General features: G+C 70.7%; 24 protein-coding genes and 1 pseudogene. 12 read left to right on the top strand and 13 right to left on the bottom strand.

The annotated features are described in order from the left end of the window. Positions 1 to 66: 66 nt before the first annotated feature. From ACMW4R_RS05030 to ACMW4R_RS05020, 3 genes and pseudogenes are all read left to right on the top strand, one after another. Positions 67 to 690, top strand: a complete 624-nt coding sequence (locus tag ACMW4R_RS05030) for an antibiotic biosynthesis monooxygenase (RefSeq protein ID WP_418299328.1) — start codon at positions 67 to 69, stop codon at positions 688 to 690. Further along, the gene (locus ACMW4R_RS05025) at positions 687 to 1,592 is read left to right on the top strand and encodes an aldose 1-epimerase family protein (protein WP_418299327.1); all 906 of its coding nucleotides are present in this window, start codon (positions 687 to 689) and stop codon (positions 1,590 to 1,592) included. The genes ACMW4R_RS05030 and ACMW4R_RS05025 overlap by 4 nt, the downstream gene beginning before the upstream one ends. A 235-nt stretch (positions 1,593 to 1,827) precedes the next feature. Beyond that, positions 1,828 to 2,475: pseudogene (locus tag ACMW4R_RS05020) on the top strand (DUF998 domain-containing protein); the annotation flags it as partial. A gap of 277 nt (positions 2,476 to 2,752) precedes the next feature. On the opposite strand, the gene ACMW4R_RS05015 reads toward ACMW4R_RS05020, so the two are convergent. From ACMW4R_RS05015 to ACMW4R_RS04990, 6 genes are all read right to left on the bottom strand, one after another. Continuing rightward, positions 2,753 to 5,923 (bottom strand): efflux RND transporter permease subunit, encoded by a 3,171-nt coding sequence (locus ACMW4R_RS05015; protein ID WP_418299326.1) that lies wholly within the window; start codon positions 5,921 to 5,923, stop codon positions 2,753 to 2,755. 81 nt (positions 5,924 to 6,004) lie between these two features. After that, positions 6,005 to 6,370 carry a fluoride efflux transporter FluC gene (locus ACMW4R_RS05010; protein ID WP_058597495.1) on the bottom strand — a complete coding sequence of 122 codons (366 nt, stop codon included), beginning with the start codon at positions 6,368 to 6,370 and terminating at the stop codon, positions 6,005 to 6,007. A gap of 21 nt (positions 6,371 to 6,391) precedes the next feature. After that, positions 6,392 to 6,616, bottom strand: a complete 225-nt coding sequence (locus tag ACMW4R_RS05005; RefSeq protein WP_058597494.1) for a hypothetical protein — start codon at positions 6,614 to 6,616, stop codon at positions 6,392 to 6,394. 61 nt (positions 6,617 to 6,677) lie between these two features. Further along, entirely contained in the window at positions 6,678 to 7,568 is an 891-nt protein-coding gene (locus ACMW4R_RS05000; protein WP_418299889.1) for an alpha/beta hydrolase, read from the bottom strand. Between the two features lie 10 nt (positions 7,569 to 7,578). Continuing rightward, positions 7,579 to 8,013, bottom strand: coding sequence for a hypothetical protein (locus ACMW4R_RS04995; RefSeq protein WP_418299325.1), 435 nt, complete (start codon positions 8,011 to 8,013; stop codon positions 7,579 to 7,581). Next, on the bottom strand, positions 8,010 to 9,431 hold the full coding sequence (locus ACMW4R_RS04990; RefSeq protein ID WP_418299324.1) for a flavin monoamine oxidase family protein: 1,422 nt from the start codon (positions 9,429 to 9,431) through the stop codon (positions 8,010 to 8,012). Before ACMW4R_RS04990 ends, ACMW4R_RS04995 begins: the two co-directional genes overlap by 4 nt. A gap of 56 nt (positions 9,432 to 9,487) precedes the next feature. Here ACMW4R_RS04990 and ACMW4R_RS04985 point away from each other — a divergent pair, with 56 nt between their 5' ends. The 3 genes from ACMW4R_RS04985 to ACMW4R_RS04975 all read left to right on the top strand — a co-directional run bounded on the left by ACMW4R_RS04985 (position 9,488) and on the right by ACMW4R_RS04975 (position 12,608). After that, positions 9,488 to 10,120 (top strand): TetR/AcrR family transcriptional regulator, encoded by a 633-nt coding sequence (locus ACMW4R_RS04985; RefSeq protein ID WP_153001365.1) that lies wholly within the window; start codon positions 9,488 to 9,490, stop codon positions 10,118 to 10,120. A gap of 143 nt (positions 10,121 to 10,263) precedes the next feature. After that, a complete protein-coding gene (locus ACMW4R_RS04980; protein ID WP_058614382.1) occupies positions 10,264 to 11,334 on the top strand; it encodes an alpha/beta hydrolase in 1,071 nt (356 codons plus the stop codon). Continuing rightward, entirely contained in the window at positions 11,331 to 12,608 is a 1,278-nt protein-coding gene (locus ACMW4R_RS04975) for an MFS transporter (RefSeq protein WP_418299323.1), read from the top strand. The genes ACMW4R_RS04980 and ACMW4R_RS04975 overlap by 4 nt, the downstream gene beginning before the upstream one ends. 37 nt (positions 12,609 to 12,645) lie before the next feature. Here ACMW4R_RS04975 and ACMW4R_RS04970 read toward each other — a convergent pair whose 3' ends face one another. From ACMW4R_RS04970 to ACMW4R_RS04955, 4 genes are all read right to left on the bottom strand, one after another. Continuing rightward, the gene (locus tag ACMW4R_RS04970; protein ID WP_418299322.1) at positions 12,646 to 14,094 is read right to left on the bottom strand and encodes an aldehyde dehydrogenase family protein; all 1,449 of its coding nucleotides are present in this window, start codon (positions 14,092 to 14,094) and stop codon (positions 12,646 to 12,648) included. Between the two features lies 1 nt (position 14,095). Next, on the bottom strand, positions 14,096 to 14,869 hold the full coding sequence (locus ACMW4R_RS04965; RefSeq protein WP_418299321.1) for a class II aldolase/adducin family protein: 774 nt from the start codon (positions 14,867 to 14,869) through the stop codon (positions 14,096 to 14,098). After that, a complete protein-coding gene (locus ACMW4R_RS04960; protein ID WP_418299320.1) occupies positions 14,866 to 15,795 on the bottom strand; it encodes a carbohydrate kinase family protein in 930 nt (309 codons plus the stop codon). The genes ACMW4R_RS04965 and ACMW4R_RS04960 overlap by 4 nt, the downstream gene beginning before the upstream one ends. A gap of 130 nt (positions 15,796 to 15,925) precedes the next feature. Beyond that, positions 15,926 to 16,291, bottom strand: a complete 366-nt coding sequence (locus tag ACMW4R_RS04955) for a fluoride efflux transporter FluC (RefSeq protein WP_418299888.1) — start codon at positions 16,289 to 16,291, stop codon at positions 15,926 to 15,928. Positions 16,292 to 16,540: 249 nt separating this feature from the next. On the opposite strand from ACMW4R_RS04955, the gene ACMW4R_RS04950 reads away from it, so the two are divergent. Both ACMW4R_RS04950 and ACMW4R_RS04945 read left to right on the top strand, forming a co-directional pair. Beyond that, complete coding sequence (locus ACMW4R_RS04950; protein WP_418299319.1) at positions 16,541 to 17,035, top strand: transporter substrate-binding domain-containing protein; 495 nt, start codon at positions 16,541 to 16,543, stop codon at positions 17,033 to 17,035. Continuing rightward, entirely contained in the window at positions 17,032 to 18,033 is a 1,002-nt protein-coding gene (locus ACMW4R_RS04945) for a cation diffusion facilitator family transporter (RefSeq protein WP_418299318.1), read from the top strand. The genes ACMW4R_RS04950 and ACMW4R_RS04945 overlap by 4 nt, the downstream gene beginning before the upstream one ends. Here the strand turns inward: ACMW4R_RS04945 and ACMW4R_RS04940 are convergent. Together ACMW4R_RS04940 and ACMW4R_RS04935 are read right to left on the bottom strand one after the other, a co-directional pair. Beyond that, positions 18,008 to 18,973, bottom strand: coding sequence for a DNA topoisomerase IB (locus ACMW4R_RS04940; RefSeq protein WP_058597484.1), 966 nt, complete (start codon positions 18,971 to 18,973; stop codon positions 18,008 to 18,010). The genes ACMW4R_RS04945 and ACMW4R_RS04940 overlap by 26 nt on opposite strands. A 4-nt stretch (positions 18,974 to 18,977) precedes the next feature. Beyond that, positions 18,978 to 19,247, bottom strand: coding sequence for a DUF7218 family protein (locus tag ACMW4R_RS04935; RefSeq protein ID WP_058597506.1), 270 nt, complete (start codon positions 19,245 to 19,247; stop codon positions 18,978 to 18,980). A gap of 232 nt (positions 19,248 to 19,479) precedes the next feature. On the opposite strand from ACMW4R_RS04935, the gene ACMW4R_RS04930 reads away from it, so the two are divergent. From ACMW4R_RS04930 to ACMW4R_RS04920, 3 genes are all read left to right on the top strand, one after another. Continuing rightward, positions 19,480 to 19,644, top strand: a complete 165-nt coding sequence (locus ACMW4R_RS04930; RefSeq protein ID WP_013584263.1) for a hypothetical protein — start codon at positions 19,480 to 19,482, stop codon at positions 19,642 to 19,644. Between the two features lie 315 nt (positions 19,645 to 19,959). Then, positions 19,960 to 20,805 (top strand): DUF4097 family beta strand repeat-containing protein, encoded by an 846-nt coding sequence (locus ACMW4R_RS04925; protein ID WP_058597483.1) that lies wholly within the window; start codon positions 19,960 to 19,962, stop codon positions 20,803 to 20,805. After that, entirely contained in the window at positions 20,805 to 21,410 is a 606-nt protein-coding gene (locus ACMW4R_RS04920; protein ID WP_058597505.1) for a PadR family transcriptional regulator, read from the top strand. Before ACMW4R_RS04925 ends, ACMW4R_RS04920 begins: the two co-directional genes overlap by 1 nt. Positions 21,411 to 21,414: 4 nt before the next feature. On the opposite strand, the gene ACMW4R_RS04915 is transcribed toward ACMW4R_RS04920, so the two are convergent. Further along, complete coding sequence (locus ACMW4R_RS04915) at positions 21,415 to 21,930, bottom strand: universal stress protein (protein ID WP_058614387.1); 516 nt, start codon at positions 21,928 to 21,930, stop codon at positions 21,415 to 21,417. Between the two features lie 163 nt (positions 21,931 to 22,093). Between ACMW4R_RS04915 and ACMW4R_RS04910 the strand changes: the two genes are divergently transcribed. Continuing rightward, positions 22,094 to 22,276, top strand: coding sequence for a DUF3073 domain-containing protein (locus tag ACMW4R_RS04910; RefSeq protein ID WP_013584267.1), 183 nt, complete (start codon positions 22,094 to 22,096; stop codon positions 22,274 to 22,276). Positions 22,277 to 22,303: the final 27 nt, after the last annotated feature.

Raw genomic sequence — 22,303 nt, 5'->3', positions numbered from 1 at the left:
GGGTCACCGTGGCACCGACACGGAGAAGCGCCCGAAAGGCACGGCGCGGTGCACGAAGATGGACGCATGGCAGACACCGACGCCCACCCCATCACGGTGGCGATCGAGCGGCGCATCGACCCGACGCGCACCGCCGAAGCGACCTCCTGGATGCAGGCCGGCACCGACCTCGCGACCGCTTTCCCGGGCTTCCTCGGCTCGGGGTGGGTGCGCGCGGGCGAAGACAGCGACCTCTGGTACATGCTGTACCGCTTCCGCGACATCACCACGCTCGAGGGGTGGGAGACGTCGTCGCAGCGACAGTGGTGGCTGGACTCGGGCCGCCCCTTCGCGCGCGAGGAGCGCGTCGAGCGCCGCACCGGCATCGAGGGCTGGTTCGACGCCTCCTTCGGATCGGTCCTCCACCCGACGGATGCCACCACCTCCCCCGTGCAACAGCCGGTGCCTGCGGCTCCCCCGCGCTGGAAGCAGGCCGTGACGATCTGGGTCGGCTTCTTCCCCACGAACCTGCTCGCGTCGTGGCTGCTCGGCTTCATCCCGGGGTTCGCCGAGATCCCCCTCGTCGTGCGCGTGCTGGCCACGACCCTCATGCTCACCCCCGTCATGACCTACGCGGTGCTCCCGTGGGTCACCCGACTGCTGCGGCCGTGGCTGCAGCGTCCGCCCCGCACGCGAAAGGCTTCGCCATGACCGCTGACCCGACCGGAACCCGCTTCGTCCTCCGCGCAGAGCACTCCTCCGCCGAGATCACCCAGGTGGGTGCCGCACTCCGGGCCCTGACCGTCGGCGGCGTCGACCTCGTGCCGTCCTACCCCGACGATCAGCCGACGCCCGCGGCATCCGGTGTCGTGCTCGTCCCGTGGCCGAACCGCATCCGCGACGGCCGGTACACGTTCGCGGGCGAAGAGTTGCAGCTCGCGATCAGCGAGCCGAAGTTCGGCAACGCCAGCCACGGACTGCTGCGCTTCGGCACGTACCAGCCGATCGAGCACACCGACGATCGGCTCGTCCTCGGCGCCGACGTGGTGCCGCAGACGGGTTACCCCTTCCACCTGCGCACGCGGGTCACGTACACGCTCCTGCCCGACGGGCTGCACGTCGCGCACCACATCGAGAACGTCGGCGCCAAGACCGCCCCCGTCGCCCTCGGCGTGCATCCGTACCTGCAGATCGGCGGGGTCGAGACCGCCGACCTGGTCATCCATTCGACCGGGACGACGACGCTCGTGCTCGACGAGCGCAACATCCCGATCGACGAGGTGCCGGTCGACGCCGACACCGACCTGCGTGGTGGCCGCCGCCTCGGGGACGCCTCACTCGACAACGGATACCGGGGTCTGGAGAGGGATGCCGAGGGCCGGGCCGTCCACACCCTCACGGCCCCCGACGGTCGGGTCCTGCAGTTGTGGCAGGACGCCGGATTCGGCTGGGCGCAGGTGTTCACGACCGATCGCTACCCCGGGCAGCCGCTCGCCGTGGCGATCGAGCCGATGACCGCACCCGCGAATGCCTTCGCCTCCGGAATCGATGTGCACGCATTGGCGCCGAACGGCATTCTCGTCCGCGAGTGGGGAATTCGTTTTAGCGCTTAACAAACGAATATGTCCCCCTTTTGGGGGACATATTTTTCCCTTACGACCTGGGGTATTTCTGCGAAAGACATTTCCCCTCCAGGCGAAAGAAAAGTTAGCATTCTGCTGACGGTCTCCGTCGACGCCGGGGACCGAAGGAATTCGATTCTCGGCTTTACCCGATTAGCCGACGGGGGCCGAGGGTCTCGCGGTGCTGGGGGGCTTTCGGTCCACGCCTCAGGGAAAGCACCCGAAAATGAGCCTCGCGGTCCGACCAACCGTTTCCTCCCCCTCCTTCCGCATCGTCTCCCGTGAGGTGCTGACGGCGTCGCGCACTCTGGCGCGGCGCGTGAGCGCCCTTTCGACGATGCACGTAGCGGCGTTGGTCCTGGTCGTGCTCGTGGGCGGGATCCTCGCCTCGATCATCACGACGACCGATCCGCTCTGGTGGCAGCTGCACTTCAGCCAGCTCGGCACCTTCCACGATGTGTCCGGCGCGTTCTTCAACACCACGCTCAAGGTCGGGGGCGCTCTCGTCGTCGTCTACGCCTTCCGGGTCCGCCGCGACCTCCTCCGGCTCGGTTCACGTGCGGGCCGCCGGGGAGCCGCGACCGTCGCCCTGATCTGCCTCTCCGTGATCGGCGTGAACCTCGCGCTCGTGGGCTGCGTTCCCCTCAACACCAACAAGGACCTGCACGACAAGGTCGCCGGCATGATGGTCCTCGGCTTCGCCGCACTGCTCATCACCACGCCCGTGCTGCTGCACCGTCTGCACCGGCGCCTGGCGATCTCGACAGCCCTCGTCTTCGTGTTCCTGTTCGCGGGCGCATGGCTCTTCGTCACCGCGACGATCAATCTCGCGCTGTTCGAGGTGATCGCGTTCGCCGCGATGTTCGGGTGGTCCGGCGTGTTCACGCACGCTCTCGCTCAGGCCGGCGTCCGGCCGGAGGCGACGCCCGCGGCCGCCACCGAGGCAGAACCCACCTTCCCCGCGACGTCGGCCCGCCGGGCGGCACGGCGCCTGTCGTCGGCGCGTCGCCCGGTGACGCGCCTCGCGACCCTTGGCGCCGGCAGCACCGGCCACAGGCCCCTGAGCGCGTCGAAGGGATCGGACACGCGCGCGGCGGCTTCGACACGCTCAGTCACCGCGGCGCGATCCGCCGCTCGCGCGGTCGGCGCCGTCAGTGCCGGTCGCGCAGCTCGCGTCGGCTCAGCGGGTGTCCGTCCTCTGCAACGACCTCCGGCGCGGCGGGCTCAGGCGTCTCGCGCGCCGCACGCCGTGCGACGCGTCGCTCCCGCGCTCCCTCGACGAGGTTGTACAGCGTCGGCAGCACCAGCAGCGTCAAGAAGGTCGACGACACCAGCCCGCCGATCACCACGACGGCCAGCGGCTGCGAGATGAACCCCCCGTGCCCGGTGATGCCCAGCGCCATCGGTACGAGGGCGAAGATCGCGGCGAGCGCGGTCATCAGAATCGGGCGCAGACGTCGTGAGCCACCGACGATCGTGGCCTCGTAGACGCTGAGTCCCCGCGCGCGGTACTGGTTCACGAGGTCGATGAGCACGATCGCGTTGGTCACGACGATGCCGACGAGCATCAACGCGCCGATCATCCCGGCCACCCCCAGGGGCACCCCGGTCACCAGCAGCAGGAGGATCGCTCCGGTCGCGGCGAACGGCACCGACACCAGCAGTTCGAGCGGCTGGCGGAGCGACTTGAAGGTCGCCACCATGACGACGTAGACGATGAGGATCGCGGCCAGCAGGGCGAGACCCAGCTGCCCGAAGGCATCCTGCTGATCGGTGACCGCGCCACCGACCTTCGCCGTCGCCCCCTCCGGGAGCTGCACGTCGGCGAGCGCCGCGTTCACGCTCGACGAGGAGCTGCCCAGGTCATCGGTCGTCGGGGTGACGGTCACCGTCGCGGTGCGCAGGCCCCGGGCGGTCGTGATCGACGGGGGCGTCTGGCTCTGCTCGACCGTCGCGATCTCGTCGAGGGGTACGGTCCCGCCCGCGCTGGGGATCTCGAGGGCGCGCAGCGCGTCGACCGTCGCGGGCGGGTTCTCCGCGGCGACGTACACCGTCACGCCGCGGCCGTTGATCTCTACGGTGCCGGCTTGGCGCGGCTGCATCGTGTTGGACACGAGCGCACCGACCGTCCGCTCCGACAGCCCGCGTTCGGCCGCGGCCGCGCGATCGACACGTACCGAGACGAACGGCAGCGACGCGGAGAGGCTGCTCGTGACCTGCCCGATGCCGTCCTTGCCCTGCAGGCCCGCGACGACGGCGTCGTTCGCCGCCTGGAGGGACTGGCCGTCGGCGGCGGTCACGTCGACGGTGATGTCGGTGGACCCCAGGCCGCCGCCCGAGGCGGCGACCTCGATCTCGCCGGCATCCGTGATCCCCTCGAGCTCGGTGCGCACGCGCTCGCGGAGGTCGACCTGATCGACGCCCGCCTGCGAGGTGATGGAGTAGGTGATGCCCGAGCCGCCGCCCGAGAACGCGTCCCGGAGGGCCGATCCGCTGGATCCGATCGAGGTCTGCACGGTCTCGACACCGGGGGTGTCGAGGAGCACGGCCTCGACCTTCTGTGCGGCGGCGTCTTCGGCATCCAGGCTCGGAGCGGACCCGATCTTCTGGGTCACGGTGAAGGTGTTCTGGCCCGAGTCCCCGAGGAAGTCGGTCTTGAGCAGGGGCACAGCGGCGAGGGTTCCGCCGAGCACCAGCACGGCCACGGTGAGCGTGACCCAGGAGTGCTTCAGCGTCCACCGGAGGATGGGCACGTACCCCTTCTGCAGACGCGAGGGCGGCGCGTCGGGGGCCTCGGGGTCGATCGGGTTGCCCTCGGCATCCCGGATGACCTTGCCCGGCTTGAGGAACCACGACGCCAGCACCGGCACGATCGTCAGCGACACCAGCAGCGAAGCGGCCATCGCGATCGTGACGGTGAGGGAGAAGGGACGGAACAGCTCGCCGGTCACGTCGCCGACGAACGCGATCGGGAGGAACACCGCGACCGAGGTGATCGTGGATGCCGTGATCGCGGCCGCCACTTCGCGCACCGCGCGGACGATGGTGGGGATCTTCTCGGCGTCGCCGACGTAGTGCCTCTTGATGTTCTCGATCACCACGATCGAGTCGTCGACGACGCGACCGATCGCGATGGTGAGAGCACCGAGCGTCAGGATGTTCAGCGAGTAGCCGAACGCCTGGAGTCCGACGAAGGTGATCAGCACGCTCGTCGGGATCGAGATCGCCGTGACGAGGGTCGAGCGCACCGACATCAGGAAGATGAGGATGACGACGACGGCGAAGACGAGCCCGAGCAGACCCTCCTGGGCGAGCGCCTCGATCGACTGCTCCACGAAGGGGGCCTGATCGAAGACGACCGTGAAGGTGGCGCCGTCGCCGAGCGTGGACTCCAACCCCGGGAGGGCGGCGAGCACTCCGCGCGACACGTCGACGGTGTTGGCGGCCGGGAGCTTCGTGACGGCGATCGTCAGGGCGGGCTTGCCGTCGACGCGCGACAGGGTCGTGGTGGGGTCGGCCCCGAGAGCGACACTGGCGACGTCGGCGATCGTCGTGGCGCCGGCGCGGAACTGCGCGGCATCGGAGGGAACGAGGGGAAGAGCGGCGATCTCGTCGACGCTGGTGAGCTTCGCGCCCGTCTGGACGGTCAGGGTCTGATCGCCCTCGGTGATCGATCCGCCCGGGAAGAGCACGCCGTTCGCGTCGAGGGCGTCGGTGATCGACTGCTGCGTGTACCCGCGCTCCGCGAGCTTGCCCGCGTCGGGGGTGATGGTGACCCGCTGCCCCGTTCCGCCGACGATCTGCGCGCCGTTGACGCCCTCCACATCTTCGAGGTCGGGGATGATGCTCGTCTGCAACGTGGACTGGACGGCCTCGGCGTCGCTGAAGCCGGTGACGGCGAGCTGGATGACCGGGAAGTCGTCGATGCTCGCCGACGCGACGGTGGTGTCGGCCGACTCGGGGAGCTGGTCCTTGATGCGCGCGATCGCGGCCAGGATCTTCTGCTGCGCCGAGGCGAGATCGGTGCCGTAGGTGAAGGACGCCGAGACGATCGACGAGTTCGTCGTGCTGGTGGCCGTCGTGGACTCGAGCCCGTCCACGCCGCGGATCGCGTTCTCGATCGGTGTCGACACGTCGGCTTCGACCACCTCGGGAGAGGCGCCGGGGTATGTCGTGACGACCGCGAGCTGCGGGAACTGGATCGAGGGGATCAGCTCCTGCTTCAGGTTCGTCAGCGCGAGCCCGCCGAAGATCGCCGCGACGATCGTGACAAGGGCGATCAGGGCGCGGTTCTTCAGGCTCAGGACGGCCAGATACGACACGAAGGACCTCTCGGGATCACGATTCGATACAGAGATGTATCGACGCCCAGTATCCCACGCACCCCCGGGGGTGAGGCCGGGTCAGAGCAGCGAACCGATGGCCAGACCGGCGAGCGCGGCGAGCACCGAACCGACGAACGACGCCACCGCGTAGATCGTCGCCGTCCGCGTCCGCCCCTCTTCGGCGAACAGCGCAGTCGCCACCGCGACAGCGCTGAACGTCGTGTAGCCGCCCAGCAGCCCCGTCCCCACGATCCACCGCCACGCCTCGTCCGCGGGAAGACGACTCAGGATGCCGAGCACCAGCGCCCCCGAGAGGTTGACGACGAGGATGCCCCACGGGAAGCTCTCGCCCGTCCGCCGACGGATGGCGACATCGAGCAGGTACCGCGCCGCCGCACCGATTCCGCCCGCGAGGGCGACGGCGGCGAAGACGAGCGGGGTCACGCCCGTCAATCTACGCGGCGATCAGGCCTCGAGCGCTTCGACCCGGCGACGCAGCTCGGCCGCCTTCTCCGCGCCGATCTGAGCGGCCGCCAGCTGCAGGGCCGCGCTCGCGGTGAGCGTCTTCGCCACGAGGTAGGTCGGGCTCTTCTTCAGGTCGGGGATGACGTCGAGGATGATCGCCTCGGCATCCGGGTCGGTCATGAGCTTGCCGAGCTTCACTTTCGCGAGGTCGTATCGAGCGGCCATCGTGTCTCCTGATCCGGGTGCTCCGTCGTCACCCTGTCGAGATTTTTGCACATATGTACAGCTATGTCAGGATTCGGGAAGGATTCCGCGCGATCTCGCCGGTCAGCGCGAAGGCGGCACGGGCCTCCGGCGTCCAGAACGCGCCGACGTAGACGTGGAAGCCGTCGGGGGCCGTTTCCAGCCGCACCGCGGAACCTGCCTCGCGCGCCCGCGCGGCGAACGACACCGCGTCGTCGAAGAAGATGTCGCGGCCGCCCTGGAAGATCACCGTCGGCGGCAGGCCCGCCAGATCGGCGCGAATCGGGTTGAGCGCGGCATCCCGAAGCGACCGGCCGCGCGCCCACGCGACCGCACCCGCGCGCAGCCCCGGCACGCGCAGGGACGGGTCGCGTCGCACGCGGCGCGCGATCGCGGGGTTACCGAGCTCGAGGTCGAGCCAGGGCGAGAAGAGCACGAGAGCGTCGGGGCGGCGCTCGGCGCGGGACGCGAGCCCGAGGGCGACCGTCCCGCCCGCCGAGTCCCCCGCCACGAGGAGCCTCGACGAGCCCGCGCGGCGGACCAGACGCGCGTATTCGGCATCGACGAAGGCCGCGGTCTCCTCGGCGTCATGCTCCGGAGCGAGCGGATAGTTCACCACGCTGATCGCCGCTCCCGTGCTCCGCGCGAGGCGTTCGATGATCCACCAGTGCTCGGCGACGAGCGGATTCACGAGTCCCCCACCCGGCAGATACATCAGCTCGACGCCCGGCGTGCGCGTCGCCGGTTCGTAGCGGACGACGGGGAGCCCGCCGGGTCTCGTCACGACGACGCGGCCCGAGCGGCGCAGCCGCGCCGGCGGACCGACGGGGCGGCGGTCGGGTGACAGCGTCGAGAGGTAGTCGTCTCGGGCGAGCGCCCGGCGGATGCTCGTGGCGTTGATCCACATCGCCGCCGCCGTGAGCTTCATCGCCATCGACACGGGCTCAGCCCTCCGCGGCCATGTCGGCGAGCGCGTTCGTCGTGACGAGCCGCACCACGGTGGGCAGCCCCGCCGCGATCTTGCGCCCCACCAGCGGCCCGAACACCGCGGCGAGGGGCCCGGTGATCTCCACCGCGTGCGTCACCGACAGCCCATGGGGGGTCTCGCGCATCCGGTGGGGGAACGACAGCACCGCGCCCGGCAGACCGATACGGAAGTTCATCGCGACCCCGGGCTGCAGCTCGGTGAAGGTGAACCGTTGCGCGGGCGTCCCGTGGTTGACGACGCGCCCGGTCGCGCCGACGCGCGGCGGCGTCGCGAAGGTCGCCTCGCGCAGATCGGGATCGTCGATCGCCCAGTCCTCGGGGGTCGTCCATCTCTTCCACACGGCCTCCGCGGTGGCGGTGGTCAGGTGGGTGTACTCGCGGCGCCAGGTCATCGGGCGGCTCCCGTCTGCTCGTGATCGGTCGAAGAAGAGGCGAGGATGTTGCGCGCCTGGAGGGCGGCTCGTTCACCGGCGCGGACGGCACCGTCCATGAACCCGGTCCACCGCTCCGCGGTCTCGGTTCCCGCCCAGAGGATAGGACCGACGGGAGCACCGACCGCGGCGGCATAGGGCACCACGGCCCCCGGCCCCGGGGCGGCCGTGGGTCCTCCGCCGACCCACGGCTCGGCCCCCCAGCGCTGGTCGATGTAGCCGACGGCATCCAGAGCCCGCGGGCCGAAGAGATCGGCGAGCGACGACAGCGCGCGCGCCCGCCGCTCGGGCTCGGGAAGCTCGTCCCACTCGCGGGCGTAGACGCCGCCGATGAATCCGAGCAGCACGCCGGGACCGTCGGAGCGCGCGGGGCTCGCGTCGAAGGTGATGAACACCGGTCCGGTGTCGGAGAGCCCCTGGCCCGACAGATCGCTGTCGCGCCAGAACGGACGCTCGTAGATCGCGTACGCCTTCGACAGCACTCCGGCGGGCCAGCGCTGCGCCATCTGCGTGTGAACGGGCGGCAGGGCGGGCGAGAAGTCGATCCGCCCGCGCTGCGACGGAGGGACGGCGACCACGACGGTGCGCGCCGTGACATGTTCGTCGGCGGTCGAGACGCGCACACCCTCGTCGGTGACCTCGATCGACCGCACCGGCGCGCTCAGCCGGAGGGCCGGACCGAGCTGCGCGGCGAGGCGCACCGCGATCTCGTGCGACCCCTCGACGAAGTGCTCCTCCTGCGCGCCGCCCTCGGTGTCGAGCATCGACGACAGTCCGCCGGCCTGGTGGATGTAGTGCAGGGCGTGCAGGAAAGAGAGTTCGTCGGGCTCGCACCCCCACGTCGTCCGGCCCGCGATGGCGATGAGGTCGCGGGCCGCCGCCGAGGCGCGCGAGCGGCGCAGCCACGACCCCAGGCTCTCGGCATCCCACTCCGCCGCGTGCGCGGCCGCGGCCGGGTCACCGCACGGAACGGTCCGCGCCAGGCGGTCGAGGGTGAGCTGGATGCGGCCGACGTCGAGGAGGTTCGCCCCCACGGGCGGCACGGTGCCCCGGTAACGCCGGTGCTCACCGCGCCAGCGGATCACGTTGCGACCGGCGGAGTAGGTCGGGTAGCGCGAGACCCCCACCTCCTCGGCCAGCGCGAGGATGCGGTCCTGGCCCGGGCCCACGAAGGTACCGCCGAGGTCGACGTGGACGCCGTCGACATCGGCCGACGACACGCGTCCCCCGACGCGGAAGGCGGCTTCGAACACCGCCACGGTCGACCCGAACTGGCGCAGGCGATGGGCGGCGGTCAGGCCCGAGAGACCCGCACCGACGACGATCACGTCGACGTCGGCGCTAGGGGCGCGATCCGCGACGTTCGAGGAAGCGGTCATAGGCTTGCTCCGTTTCTGGTGTGGCACCGACCGGCGCGGTCGGCGAGGAGGGCAGCGTGAGCGAGACGACGAGTCGATCGATGCGAGCCCGCGGCCGCGCGCGACGCGAGCTGCTGCTGGACGCGACGCTCCGCATCATCGCGGAGGGCGGGATCGCGGCCGTCACGCACCGCGCGGTGGCCGCGGCGGCGGGGGTGCCGCACTCGTCGACGACGTACTTCTTCGACTCCCTCGACGACATGATCGGCGAGGCCGTCGCGCACGCGATGGCCGCCGAGATGGATCGTCTGCAGCAGTTCCGCTCGCTGCTGGAGACCGGCGGGAACCACCCGGGCGCGGCGATCGACGAGTTCGTCGAGATCGTGCGCAACCAGTCGCAGGAGAACACGGTCGCGCAGTTCGAGATCTACCTGTTCGCCTCGCGCCACCCGGCCCTCCGGGAGCACGTCGAACGCATCCTCGACGAGACGCGGGCGTTGGCGGCGGCTGTCCTGCGCAGCAACGGCGTGACCGACCCGCACGCCGCCGCCGCGGTCGTCGCCCTGATCGACGGTTTCGCCCTGCATCGCATCGCCCGTTCTGAGGAGGTCCAGTTCCAGTCGCTGGCGCACGCTCTGCGCGCCGCCATCGTCGGGTTCGTGACCCTTGCCACGACGTCGTCGCTGAGCGAGGATCGCTCGGGCGACTAATTGGCACAAATGTACATGTTTAGACGGAGCCAGTTGCACAGTCCGCGCTGAATTCACACGACGGATACAGAAAACGGTACTTCTGTGCAATAAAGTAACCCGATAGTCGATCCCATCGCCGTGATCGACAGAAGGGTTCCTCGATGATCCGTCCCCGCCCCCAGGACCACCTCCTCCGCTGGGGTGCCCGCGCTCTGGGCTCGATGCCGCCCGCGGTCCTCCGCTCGGTGAACGGCAGCCCCGTCGTCATCGACGGCAACACCCTTCACCCCGCGGTACAGACCTCGCTCCGGGTGATGAACGACTCTCCCGGGGCCCACTTCGAACGCCTCCCCCTCGACGACGCGCGCGCCCACATCGAGCTCGAGGCGTGGACGTTCGCCGGCACCACCCGCCTCGCGCAACGCGAGGACATCATGATTCCGACGCGCGGGGGCGGCGTTCCCGGACGTGTCTACCGGGCCCGGCTCGACCGACCGTCCCCCGGCACGATCGTGTACTTCCACGGCGGCGGGTGGGTACTGGGATCCGTCGACAGCGCGGATGCCACCTGCCGCACGCTCGCGAAGAGCACCGGAATGACGGTGGTCTCGGTCGGGTACCGCCTGGCCCCCGAGAACCCGTTCCCCGAGGGGCTCGAGGACTGCATCGACGCCTTCCGGTGGGTACGCGACACCGCTGCGCGTCACGGCGGGACGGCGGCAACCGTCGGGGTCGGAGGGGAGAGCGCCGGCGGCAACGTGGCGGCGGTCACCTCGATCGTCACACGCGATGACGCCGAGGGCGCGCCCGCGTTCCAGATCCTGTTCTGCCCCGTCACCGACCTCTCGCGCAAACATCGCTCTTACGAGCTGTTCGCCGACGGCTTCTTCCTCACCGAGGCGCAGATGGACTGGTACGCCAGCCACTACCTCGGAGGCGGCGGGCGCGCCGACGATCCGCTCGTCTCGCCGCTCCTCGCCGAAGACCTCGGCGGCCTCGCCCCGGCCTACGTCGCCGTCTCGGGCTTCGACGTGCTGCGCGACGAGGGCATCGCGTACGCCCAGCGCCTCGAGGAGGCCGGGGTCGACACGACCCTCGTGAACCACACGGGTCAGATCCACGGCTTCTTCAACGCCTGCGGAGCGCTGAAGGACGCCCGGGATGCCGTGAGCGCCGCGGGCACGTGGGCTCTGTCGCGCGTCTCCGCGCACGCCGAGGGCGCACGCCGGTGACCGCCGAGGAGCAGACCGCTCCGGTCGCCGCCTACGCCGAACCCACCCGCCCGGTGCACGCGGGCTGGATCGCCGCGTTCGCCGGAGCCTGGCTCGGCCTGTGGATGGCTCAGCTCGTGCCCGTCCAGGTGCTCCTCCCCCTGCAGATCGCGGCGCAGCACGCCTCGGACGAGTGGCTCACCTCTCTCGTCTCCTACGGCCTCGTCAGCGCCGTCGCCGGAGCGTTCGTCGTGGTCGCCTATCCGATCGTCGGAGCGCTCAGCGATCGCACGCGATCGCGCTTCGGGAGGCGGCGACCGTGGATCCTCGGCGGGTCGCTGACGGCCGCTGCCGGTCTCGCGCTCCTCGGCATCCAGACCGAGACCGTCGGCACGATCGTGATGTGGACCGTCGTCATGCTCGGGTTCTGCATGGCCTCGGCGGCTCTCACCGCCGTGATGGCCGATCAAGTGCCCGAGGGCCAGCGCGGACTGGTGTCGGGGTGGATCTCGGCGCCGAACGCCCTCGGCATCCTGCTCGGCATCGTGCTGGTGACCGCGGTGTTCACGACCATTCCGTCGGGTTACCTCGCGCTCGCGGTCTGCGCCGTGGTCCTCGCCGTGCCGTTCGTCGTCGTGCTGCGCGATGCACCGTTGAGCGCGTCGGATGCCGCCCGGCTCGGGCCGCTCACGGCGCGGTCGGTGCTGGCATCCATCTGGGTGGATCCGCGCCTGCACCCGGACTTCGCCTGGACCGTGATGAGTCGCGTGCTCATCAACCTCGGCAACGCGATCGCGACCACGATGCTGCTGTACTTCTTCACCTTCGCGCTCGGCGTCGCCGACCCCACCGGGTTCCTCGTGTTCACGACGGTGATCTACATGGTGGTCACGATCGGGGCGTCCATCGCTCTCGGCAAGCTCAGCGACGTGCTGGGGCGACGGCGGGTGTTCGTCCTGGCATCCGGGACCGCTCAGGCGGTCGCCGCCCTCTTGCTCGCCGTCGCCCCCGCCGAGAGCACCTCGATCGTGGGAGCCGTGCTTCTCGGGCTCGGGCAGGGCTGCTTCTTCGCGGTCGACCAGGCTCTCGCGACGCAGGTGCTCCCCTCGGCCGAGACGCGCGGCAAGGACGTCGGCATCATGAACATCGCCATGGCCGGCCCGCAGGCGTTCGGGCCCCTTCTCGGGGCCGGGGCCGTGGTGCTCTTCGGGGGCTTCCCGGGGCTGTTCATCGCCAGTGGCGTGACCGGGCTCCTCGGGGCCGTGGCCGTCATGCGGGTGCGGTCGGTGCGCTGAGGCTCGGGGCGCGCACCGCGCACTGTGCGCCGAGCCCTCACCCGTAGAGCAGGCGGATGATCCGTTGCACGAGCGCGTCCACCCGGGGCGTGCGCCGCATGGTCGTGAGGGTGAGGAGTCGGAAGCGCTGACGCGTGATCGCCTTCGCGTAGGCGAACTCGCGCAGACCGTCGGCCCCGTGGATCCGCCCGAAGCCGGAGTCGCCGACACCGCCGAACGGCAGCGACGGCACCGCGGCGAACGAGATGACCGAGTTGATCGCGATCATGCCTCCGCGCAGGCGCTCGGCCAGTGCGTGCCCCCGTCGCCGCGAGAACACCGCACCGGACAGCCCGTACCGCACGGCGTTCGCCTTCGCGACGGCTTCGTCCATGGATGCCACGCGGTTGACGACGAGCGTCGGGCCGAACGTCTCTTCGCGCACCGCCGACGACGACTCGGGGACGTCGACCAGGAGGACCGGCGCGAGCGTCTGCCCGGTCTCGACGAGAGCGCCCTCACGGAGGACGCCGCCGGATGCGAGCGCATCGGCGATGTGCTCGCGCACGACATCGGCCTGACGGGGCATCGTGAGCGGACCCAACCGCGCCGCGTCGTCGGTGCCCGCGCGCAGCTCCCGCACGCGCTCCGAGATGGCGTGCACGACGCGGTCGTAGACGAGCGTGTGCGCGTAGACGCGCTCGATCCCGATGCAGGTCTGACCGGCGTTCGAGTACGCGCCCCACACCGCCGCGTCGGCCGCCGCTTCGATGTCGGCATCCGCGTCCACGAGCAGGGCGTCTTTGCCGCCCGCCTCGATCACGACGGGGGTGAGGGTCTCGGCGCACGCGGCCATGACCCGCTTGCCGGTCGCGGTCGAACCGGTGAAGGCGACCTTGTCGACGCCCGCCCGGCACAGCGCCGCACCCGTGTCACCGAAGCCGGTCACGATCTCGAAGACCTCGGGCGCGCCCCCGGCCCGCACGAAAGAGCGGCGCAGCCAATCGCCCACCGCGGGGGTGTACTCGCTCGGCTTGAACACGACCGCGTTGCCCGCGGCGAGCGCGTACGCGAGGGAGCCCATCGGAGTGAACACCGGGTAGTTCCAGGGTCCGATCACCCCGACCACGCCGTACGGGAGATACCCGAGGCTCGCGGACTGATTCAGCATGAGCAGGCCCGCGCGCACGCGGCGGCGGCGGAGGGTGCGTTCGGCATGCCCGGCCGCCCACGAGAGGTGATCGAGGGCGAGCATGATCTCGAGCCGCGCGTCTCCGGCCGGCTTGCCGGTCTCGGCGCGCACGACGGCGATCAGCTCGTCGAGGTGCGCGACGATGTCGCGCCGCCACGCGTCGAGGACGCGGCGCCTGCCGCGGAACCCCTGGATCCGCCATCCGCGCGCGCCTTGACGAGCGCGGGCCACGGCCGCACCGACGTCGTCGCCGTCGTGCACGGGGAACGTCCCGACGACACGACCGTCGAGCGGACTCAGGGAGTCGAACGTCATCTCACGCCTCGTGCTTCTGGCCGTAGCCGGTGGCGACCGCCGCGGCGACCACGTCGGCCTGCTGCTCCGGGCTCAGTTCCGCGGGGTCGCCCGCGGCGCGGGCGCGCAGGTAGATGTCGCACGCCCACTCCAGCAGTGCGGTGTGGGCGACGGCGTCGGCGAGGTCGCGCCCGGTCGTGACCGCGCCGTGGTGCGCGAGGATCACGGCGTTCGCGCTCGAGAGCGCGTCGCCCGTGGTCTCGGCGAGCTCGCGCGAACCGAACACCGAGAACGGGACGACCTCGATCTCGCCGCCGAGGGTGAGCTGCTGGTAGTGCACGCAGGGCAGACGATCCGAAACGAGCGACACGGCGATGGCAGCCGGAGCGTGCGTGTGCACGACGGCGCCCACCGCGTCGTCGGCGTACGCGGCGAAGTGCAGGTCGAGCTCCGAGCTGGGCGCGAGGTGGCCGAGTACGAGGTGCCGGTCCTCACCGACGATCACGACGTCGTCGGCCACCGCCTCGGCGAAGACCACACCGGTCGCGGTGATCGCGATCCCGCCGTCGACGCGCACACTGACGTTGCCCGCCGTCCCCTTCACCAGTCCGTCGGCGGCGAGCGCGCGGCACACGGCCGCGACGCGCTCGCGGGCGTCGTCCGCGGGTGCCGCCGCGGACTGTGCCGCGGCGGGCTGCGCCCCGGTGGGCTGTGCTGCGGCGGGCTGTGCTGCGGCGGGCTGCGCCGCGCCAGGGGTCGGGGCCGCGTCGGCCGCGGCCGTGCGTGCGTCCGTCACCGGGGCACCGTCGCCAGAAGAGCGTCGATGGATGCCGCGTCGTAGGTGCCGAACGAGGTTCCGACCCCGGCCACCACCTGCGCGGCCGTCGCCGAACCGAACCGCGCCGCGTCGGCGGAGGACCGTCCCTGCAGCTTCGCGAATACGAACCCGGCGGAGAACGCGTCGCCGCCCCCGCTCGTGTCGACCGGCTCGGCCGGGACGATCGGGATCTCGCGGAGCTCCCCGCCCTCGACGAGCACGATGTCTCGGCCCCCGTCGGTGATCGCGACCACGCGCGCGCCCGCCGCGGCCAGGGCGTGCGCGGCCGCGTGCAGGTCGGCGGCCTCGGTCCAGCCGAGCGCCTGCTCGGCATTGGGGAGCACGTAGTCGGTGTGCGAGAGAAGAGGCTCGATCAGCGCGTAGAAGGCCTGCTCGCCGCCGATGAGGAAGTCCAGCGAGGTCGTGGCACCGTGGTCGCGCGCGTAGTCGAGGATCTCGATGACGTTCTCGGGACCGAGCAGCTCGGGCGCGCCGACGTGGACGTGGTCGGCCGCGGCGAGCGCGTCCCACGGCACGACGTCGGCCGCGAGGGCGTTCGCGCCGACCACGTGGAGGGCGGGGCGCGACCCGTCCGAGCGGATCGGGAGCACCGAAGCCGAGGTGGGGAGGTCGCCCACGCGGAGGTTGCCGACGTCGATCCCCTCGTCGGCGAGGAGCTGGACCAGCACCCGCCCGGTCACGTCATCGCCGACAGAGCCGCTCGTGACGACGCGGGCGCCGAGCTTGGCGAGGACCAGCGCGGTCCCACCCGCGGGGCCGGCCGCCGACATGACGATCTCATCGACGAGGAGGGACCCCTGTCCCTCGGGGATCTCGTCGACGGGTTGCACGATCGTGTCGAGCACGTGTGCGCCGAGCGTGACGATCTGAGGGGCGGCGGTCATCATCGAGCCTCCGGGTCGGGTCACCGCACGGACGGCCCGCGCGGAGTAAGTGGCACATTTGTACCATTTTCTCTCCGCGCGGACAAGCAGCCCGAGGTCACGCGCACCGCAGACGAGTGCGCCGCACCGCTCAGCGCGACCGAAGACGCCCGCGCCCGAGGACCACGCCGACCCATGCCACCGCGGTCCCCACGAGCACCGTCGCGATGCCCCACCACAGCTGCGCGAGGTCGGCGGACTCGACGGCGAGCGCACTGTAGGTCGTGAAGCCGCCGAGGACCCCGGTGCCGAGGAACAGTTGCGCTCGCTGCGCGCGCGAGGACTCCGGCATCCGGGCTCGGAAGCCGAACACGACGCCGATCGCGAACGCCCCGACCACGTTGATGAGGGGAACGAGAGCGGGCCCGAGGTCGTCCCCCAGGGCGAGGGTGAGCCCGGCGCGCGCGGCGGTGCCGATCGCGCCGCCGACCGCGACGAGGACGACATCGCGCCACATGCTCACCGCGCCACCCTACGCCGCACCCCCGCACCGGCGCCGGAGCGCGCGCCCGCCCGAAGCCCCGTTGAGTGTCCAAAACACGCCGTAACCGGTCATCGCGTTGCGGCGTGTCTTGGACACTCAACGCCCGGGAGCGCGGCGAGGGAGCGAGGCGCGAGGGCGGGAGACGGGGCGCACGCAACCCCCGCGACGCGCCGGCCCCGGACGGAGCAGAATCCCGGCGTCCACTCAACGGAAGGCGGCGTCATGCCCAGATCGAGACCCGCGGCCGTCGTCGTGGCGGCGCTGAGCGTCCTCTTGCTCGCGGGCTGCGGCATCCGGATCCCTACCGACCCGCAGGGCACCCTCGACCGCGTCGAGGGGGGAGTCCTGCACGCCGGCATCTCCCCCAACGGCGACTTCGTACGCATCGACGGCGACCTGCCGAGCGGGAGCGAGGTCGACGCCCTCACCGACTTCGCCGCATCGATGGATGCCGAGGTCGACTGGACCGTCGGCTCCGAGGAGGCGCTCGTCCGCGGCCTCGAGAACGGCGATCTCGACGTCGTCGCCGGCGGCGTGACCGACGAGACCCCGTGGACGGAGCGGGCCGGGATGACGCGTCCCTACGGTGAGGTCACCCTCGACGACGGGTCGACCGCGAAGCTCGTCATGCTCGTCCCGCTCGGCGAGAACGCTTTCGTCTCGCGGCTCGAGACCTTCTTGACCGACGAAGCCGCCACCGAGGGGGTCGGGGGATGATCGCGCGCTTCGGCCGTACCGAGCTCCCCGAGCGGCAGGCCCGGGTCCTGCGCCGCGCGATCCGCCTCGAGTGGATCACGCTCGCGTTCCTGGCGGTGACCGCCACCCTCGTCTTCCTCGTCCTCGGCAACTCGCAGGCGATGAAGGCGGCCTGGATCGAGGACCTGCTCTCGTTCATCCCTCCGATCGCGTTCCTCATCGCCGTGCGTCTGGCGCGGCGCCGACCCACCGTCCGTCACCCCTACGGCTTCCATCGCTCGGTCGCGATCGGCCACCTCGTCGCCGCTGTCGCCCTGACCGCGATGGGCCTCTTCCTCATCGTCGACTCCGGCATCGGCCTGCTCACCGCAGAGCACCCCACGATCGGCACCGTGAACCTCTTCGGTGTCACGATCTGGCTCGGCTGGTTGATGGTCGCGGTGATGGCGGTCACGGGCATCCCGCCGGTCATCGTCGGCCGGATGAAGCTCGGGCTCGCTCGCGAGCTGCACGACAAGGTGCTCTACGCCGACGCCGACATGAACAAGGCCGACTGGATGACCTCCGTCGGCACCATCGTGGGTGTCCTGGGGATCGGCGTGGGCCTGTGGTGGATGGATGCCGCGGCGGCGATCTTCATCGCCGGGAGCATCGTCCACGACGGCATCAGCAACCTGCGCGCCGCCGTCGTCGACCTGATGGACGCGCGCGCGACGACCTTCGACGACGCCCACCCGCACCCTCTCGTGGACCGGGTGGACCAATACCTCGCGGGGCTCCCGTGGGTACGGGAGGCCGGTAGCCGCGTGCGAGACGAGGGGCACGTGTTCCACATCGAGGCGTTCGTCGTCCCCCGTCGCCGGAAGGTCGCGCTCGCCGACGTCGACAGTGCCCGACAGGGATGCGTCGCCCTCGACTGGAAGATCCAGGACGTCGTGGTGGTGCCCGTCCCGGCGCTCCCCGACATCGTCGACGCGATCACCGTCGACGCGGTCACTCCCCGAGGATCAACCGCCTGATCGCGGCATCCTTGGACCCGCCGAGCTCCATCGTGCGCCCCTTGCGGTACAGCGAGAAGACGCGCGGGTCGATGTAGCTCGACCGCGCCACCGCGGGCGTGTTGCCGAGCGCCTCGGCGGTCGCACGAACCGCAGCGACCTCGGCCTTCTTGCGTTCGTTCTTGCCACCCGTGGCCCCGACTTTCGCGAGCGACTCCGCCGCGAGGATCGTGCCGCGCAGCGTGCGGAAGTCCTTCGCGCTGAACGGTCCGCCGGTGAGGGAACGGACATAGGCGTTGACATCGCCGGGGGTGAGCGGCACGCGCCGCCGCCCCCGTTTGTAGCTGAGGAGCGCGGCGCGCGAGCGGCCGAGCGCGAGTTCTTCGACGAGGGATGCCAGTTCCGCATCGTGAACGCGAAGGTCGGCGCGCTTGCCGCTCTTCGCGGGGAACGAGAGCCGGATGAGGTCGCCCTCGACCGTGGCATCCCTGCGTTGGAGAGTGGTCAGGCCGCGGCTGCCGTTCGTGACGAAGTACCGCGCGTTCCCCACGCGCGGAGCGACGAGGTCGAGGAAGCGGAACGACACCGCCAGCACCCGCTCCCGGTCTATGTCGCTCCGGCGCAGCGATTGCGTCACCCGGGCCCGGGCTCGCGGCAGCGCCTCGGCGAGCTGCAGCGCACGGGCGAACTTGCCCTTGTCCTGCCGCTTCGACCAGTCGGCGTGATAGGTGTACTGGCGCCTCCCGGCCTCGTCGGTTCCCACGGCCTGGATGTGCGCGTTGGGCTGTGTCGCGATCCACACCTCCCGCCATGCCGGCGGAATGACGAGGCTCCGCGCGCGTTCGGCTTCGCGCTCGGGCACCGGGGCACCCGTATGGTCCACGAAGCGATAGCCCGACCCCGAGCGCACGCGGCGGAACCCGGGGTCCTCGTAGGGCCGGACGCGGATAAGCCGCGGCATCGGGTCAGTGGTTGCGGAGCATGTCGATCAGCTCCGCCTTCTTCTTGCCCGAGTAGCCCGTGATGCCGAGCTCCTTCGCGCGCTTCTTCAGCTCGTCGACCGTGCGGTCCTCGTAGTTCTCGGCGTGTCCGCCCTTCTCGCCGACCTTGCCGCGACCCTGGGCCGCGGCCGCGTTCGAGATGCGCGCGGCCTTCTCTTTCGAGTCGCCCTGCTTGCGCAGTTCCTCGTAGAGCTCCGGGTCTTTCAGACTGTTGGATCCTCGCCCCTGGGGCATGACCGTCTCCTTCCGTCGGACCACCGACGCTACGACCACCGCGAGGCGGACCTCCTCGGGGTTGACACCGCGCCCGCGATCGCCCGCGCCCTCCCCTTCCCCGCGCGAGCCCGGCTAACAGCGTTTTCCCAGGCGCGTCAACCCCCTCCCGATCCGCTGACCGAGTGACACGGTTGAAGAACCACTCGCCAGGGTGCCGCGTCGTGACGCGGTGAACAGCAAGGAGCCCCCCATGAACATCTTCCTCATCATCATCATCGTGGCCGCGATCGTCATCGCCATCGTGAGCGGGATGAGCCAGGCCGCGAGCTTCCTCCTGTGGGTCGCGATCATCGTCGGCCTCATCGCCCTCATCGTGCTGTTGTTCCGCCTGATCAGCGGACGCAAGCCCGTTTGACCCCCTGAGAGGTCGACGCGTTTCGGGTGCGCGTCACCTCCCCTTCGGCGGTTCTCCCGCCCCGGATGCCACGTGCTCATCGAGCGCGTGGCATCCGTCGTTCCGGGGGTCGGAGCGAGGCGATCGGCGGGGACGAGCGGAGGACGGGGGACCGGCGGAGGACGATCCGGGGCCGAGCCTCCTCCCGTCATCACATCTCCTCCCCTCACCCCGCCCCGGGCACGACGCGCGCCGATCACACCCGGCGCTTGACGAAAACGCGATATATCTCGATACTGTTGTCGAACGCGATATATCGCGAGAGAGGAGCCCGCCATGGAGAAATGGATCGTCCACCCCGGCGAGACGCGCGTCATCGACCTCGAAGACGTGCGCGAGCTGAAGATCGGCCTCGTCGGCGGTCAGATCGACGTGATCGCCCACGACGAGCCCGGCGCGCGGATCGAGGTGCACGGCGTCACGGTCAAAGACCTCCGCATCGAGATGACCGACGGCCGTCTCGAGATCGACCACCCGCAGCTGCGCTGGGACAACTTCCTCGAGGTGTTCCGCAACTTCGGCGCCGGCGGCCCCAAGGCCGAAGTGAGCGTGGCCGTGCCGCGCTCGGTCGCCCTCACCCTCGGCGTCGTGAGCGCGAGCGCCCTCGTCTCGGGTCTGCGCACCGATGCCCGACTCAACACCGTGTCCGGCGACATCATCGTCGACGGCCTGGTCGGCGACGTGAGCGCGAACGCGGTCTCGGGCGACGTGCAGGTGCGTGAGCTCGAGGGGGCACTCAGCGCCAACAGCGTCTCCGGCGACGTCACCGTCACCGGCGCCGTGACGAAGGCGTCGATCGATACGGTCTCGGGAGCGATGCTCGTGGACTCCACCGGCCCCGTGCAGTCGATCGCGCTCAACTCCGTCAACGGCGCGGCCACCATCCGCCTCGACCGCGGCCTTCCCGCCAACTACGTCTCCCGCTCGGTGAGCGGGCGCGTGCAGATCGACGGACACGTCCGCTCGGGCTCGGGCCCCACCAACTACACGGGTTCGACCGGTACCCTCGCCGGGTCGTTCGTCGACGTGCGCGCCAACACGGTCTCGGGAGAGATCACGGTGCTGCGCCGCGGCATCTCGGGACTCCGCCCCGAGGAACTCGCCGGAGAGGAGGAGTGGTGATGAGCCCGGTCTTCTCGCACGGCGGTCTGCGCCTGTACATCCTGAGCCTCCTCGACGAGGCCCCGCGCCACGGATACGACCTCATGCAGGCCCTGTCCGACCGCACGGGAGGCACCTACTCCCCCTCGGCCGGAACGATCTACCCGCGCCTTGCGAAGCTCGAGGACGAGGGCCTCGTCACGAAGACCGTCGACGGACGCAAGACCGTCTACGAGATCACGGATGCCGGACGCGCCGAGGTCGCGGCCCGCACGGGCGACCTCGAGGGCATCCAGGCGGACCTGGCCGACAGCGTGCGCCTCATCGCCGACGAGGTGCGTGGGAGCGTCCGGGATGCCATGCGCAGCCTCCGCGCCGATCTCGCCGCCGCGTCCCGTGAGGAACGCGAGCAGGCTGAGACGACCCCCGTCGACGACGCGCGCTCCCGCACGCGCGAGCAGCTGCACCGCGCGGATGCCGCGATCACCGAGTTCCGCGGACGCGTCCGGTCGGAGTTGCGGTCGCACGTGGCCCGCGGCGGCGAGCTCACGGCATCCGGAGTCGACGAGATCGAGGCGGCGCTGCGTCACGCGTCCGAGTCGGTCGCGCGCGCGATGCAGGGCTGACGCCTCACTCCCAGGGCAGATCCTCGTGGGCGCCGACCGGCTCTCCCAGCGGAACGACCAGCACCGGACGGTGCTGCCGGTGGGAGAGCCGGGCGGCGACCGAACCCGTCAGGAACTCGCGGAGCGACTCACCCAGTCCGCGCTTGCGGGTACCGACGACGAGCAACGACGCACCCACCTCGTCGGCGAGCTGGATCAGCGACAGCGCGGGATCGCCGATCAGCTGCCGCACCGACCACGTCACGGGATTTCCCGCGAGGGCGACCGCCGCATCCTTCTCGACCTCGGCCAGCGCAGCCCGCGCCACCTCGCCCGCGACGTCGAGGGTCGCCGAGTTCACGTACCCGTCCGGATCCTCGAAGGCGACGAACCGCGTGGTGTCGACGTGCGCCACGATCAGTTCGACGCCCGCCAGTGCGGCGTACCGCGCGGCTTCGTGCACGACGCGGGGCGATTGCCCCGGCACGACTCCCGCGATGACGGCTCCGGATGCCACCGCCGACGGCTCGTGGTCGCTCATTCCGTTCTCCCCTCGTCGCCGGTGAACCCCCGCGCGGACCGCCGACGGTCGGGGTCGAGGGGCACCGTGATATCCTGGGTGTTACTCTTACCGGCTCGGTCCGGAACCGCAATACGCATGGCCCTGAGCACGGCCTGCGATGTCGATCGTGAGGGGGTCTCGCATGGGGCGTGGCCGTCAGAAGGCGAAGCACACCAAGATCGCCCGTGAGCTGAAGTACGACACCTACTCGGTGAACTACGCAGCGCTCGAGCGCGAACTGGGCGCACCCGAACCGGGTGAAGACGCGTACGTCGACAAGTGGGCGGACGAGTACTCCGACGAGTACGAAGACGAGAAGGCGTAGGGCCTCAGCGCCCTGCACAGGCTGCGT

The sequence above is a fragment of the Microbacterium sp. S1037 genome, from assembly GCF_048381605.1.
GTDB lineage: Bacteria > Actinomycetota > Actinomycetes > Actinomycetales > Microbacteriaceae > Microbacterium > Microbacterium testaceum_B.
This window is presented reverse-complemented; position numbering and strand designations above follow the sequence as displayed.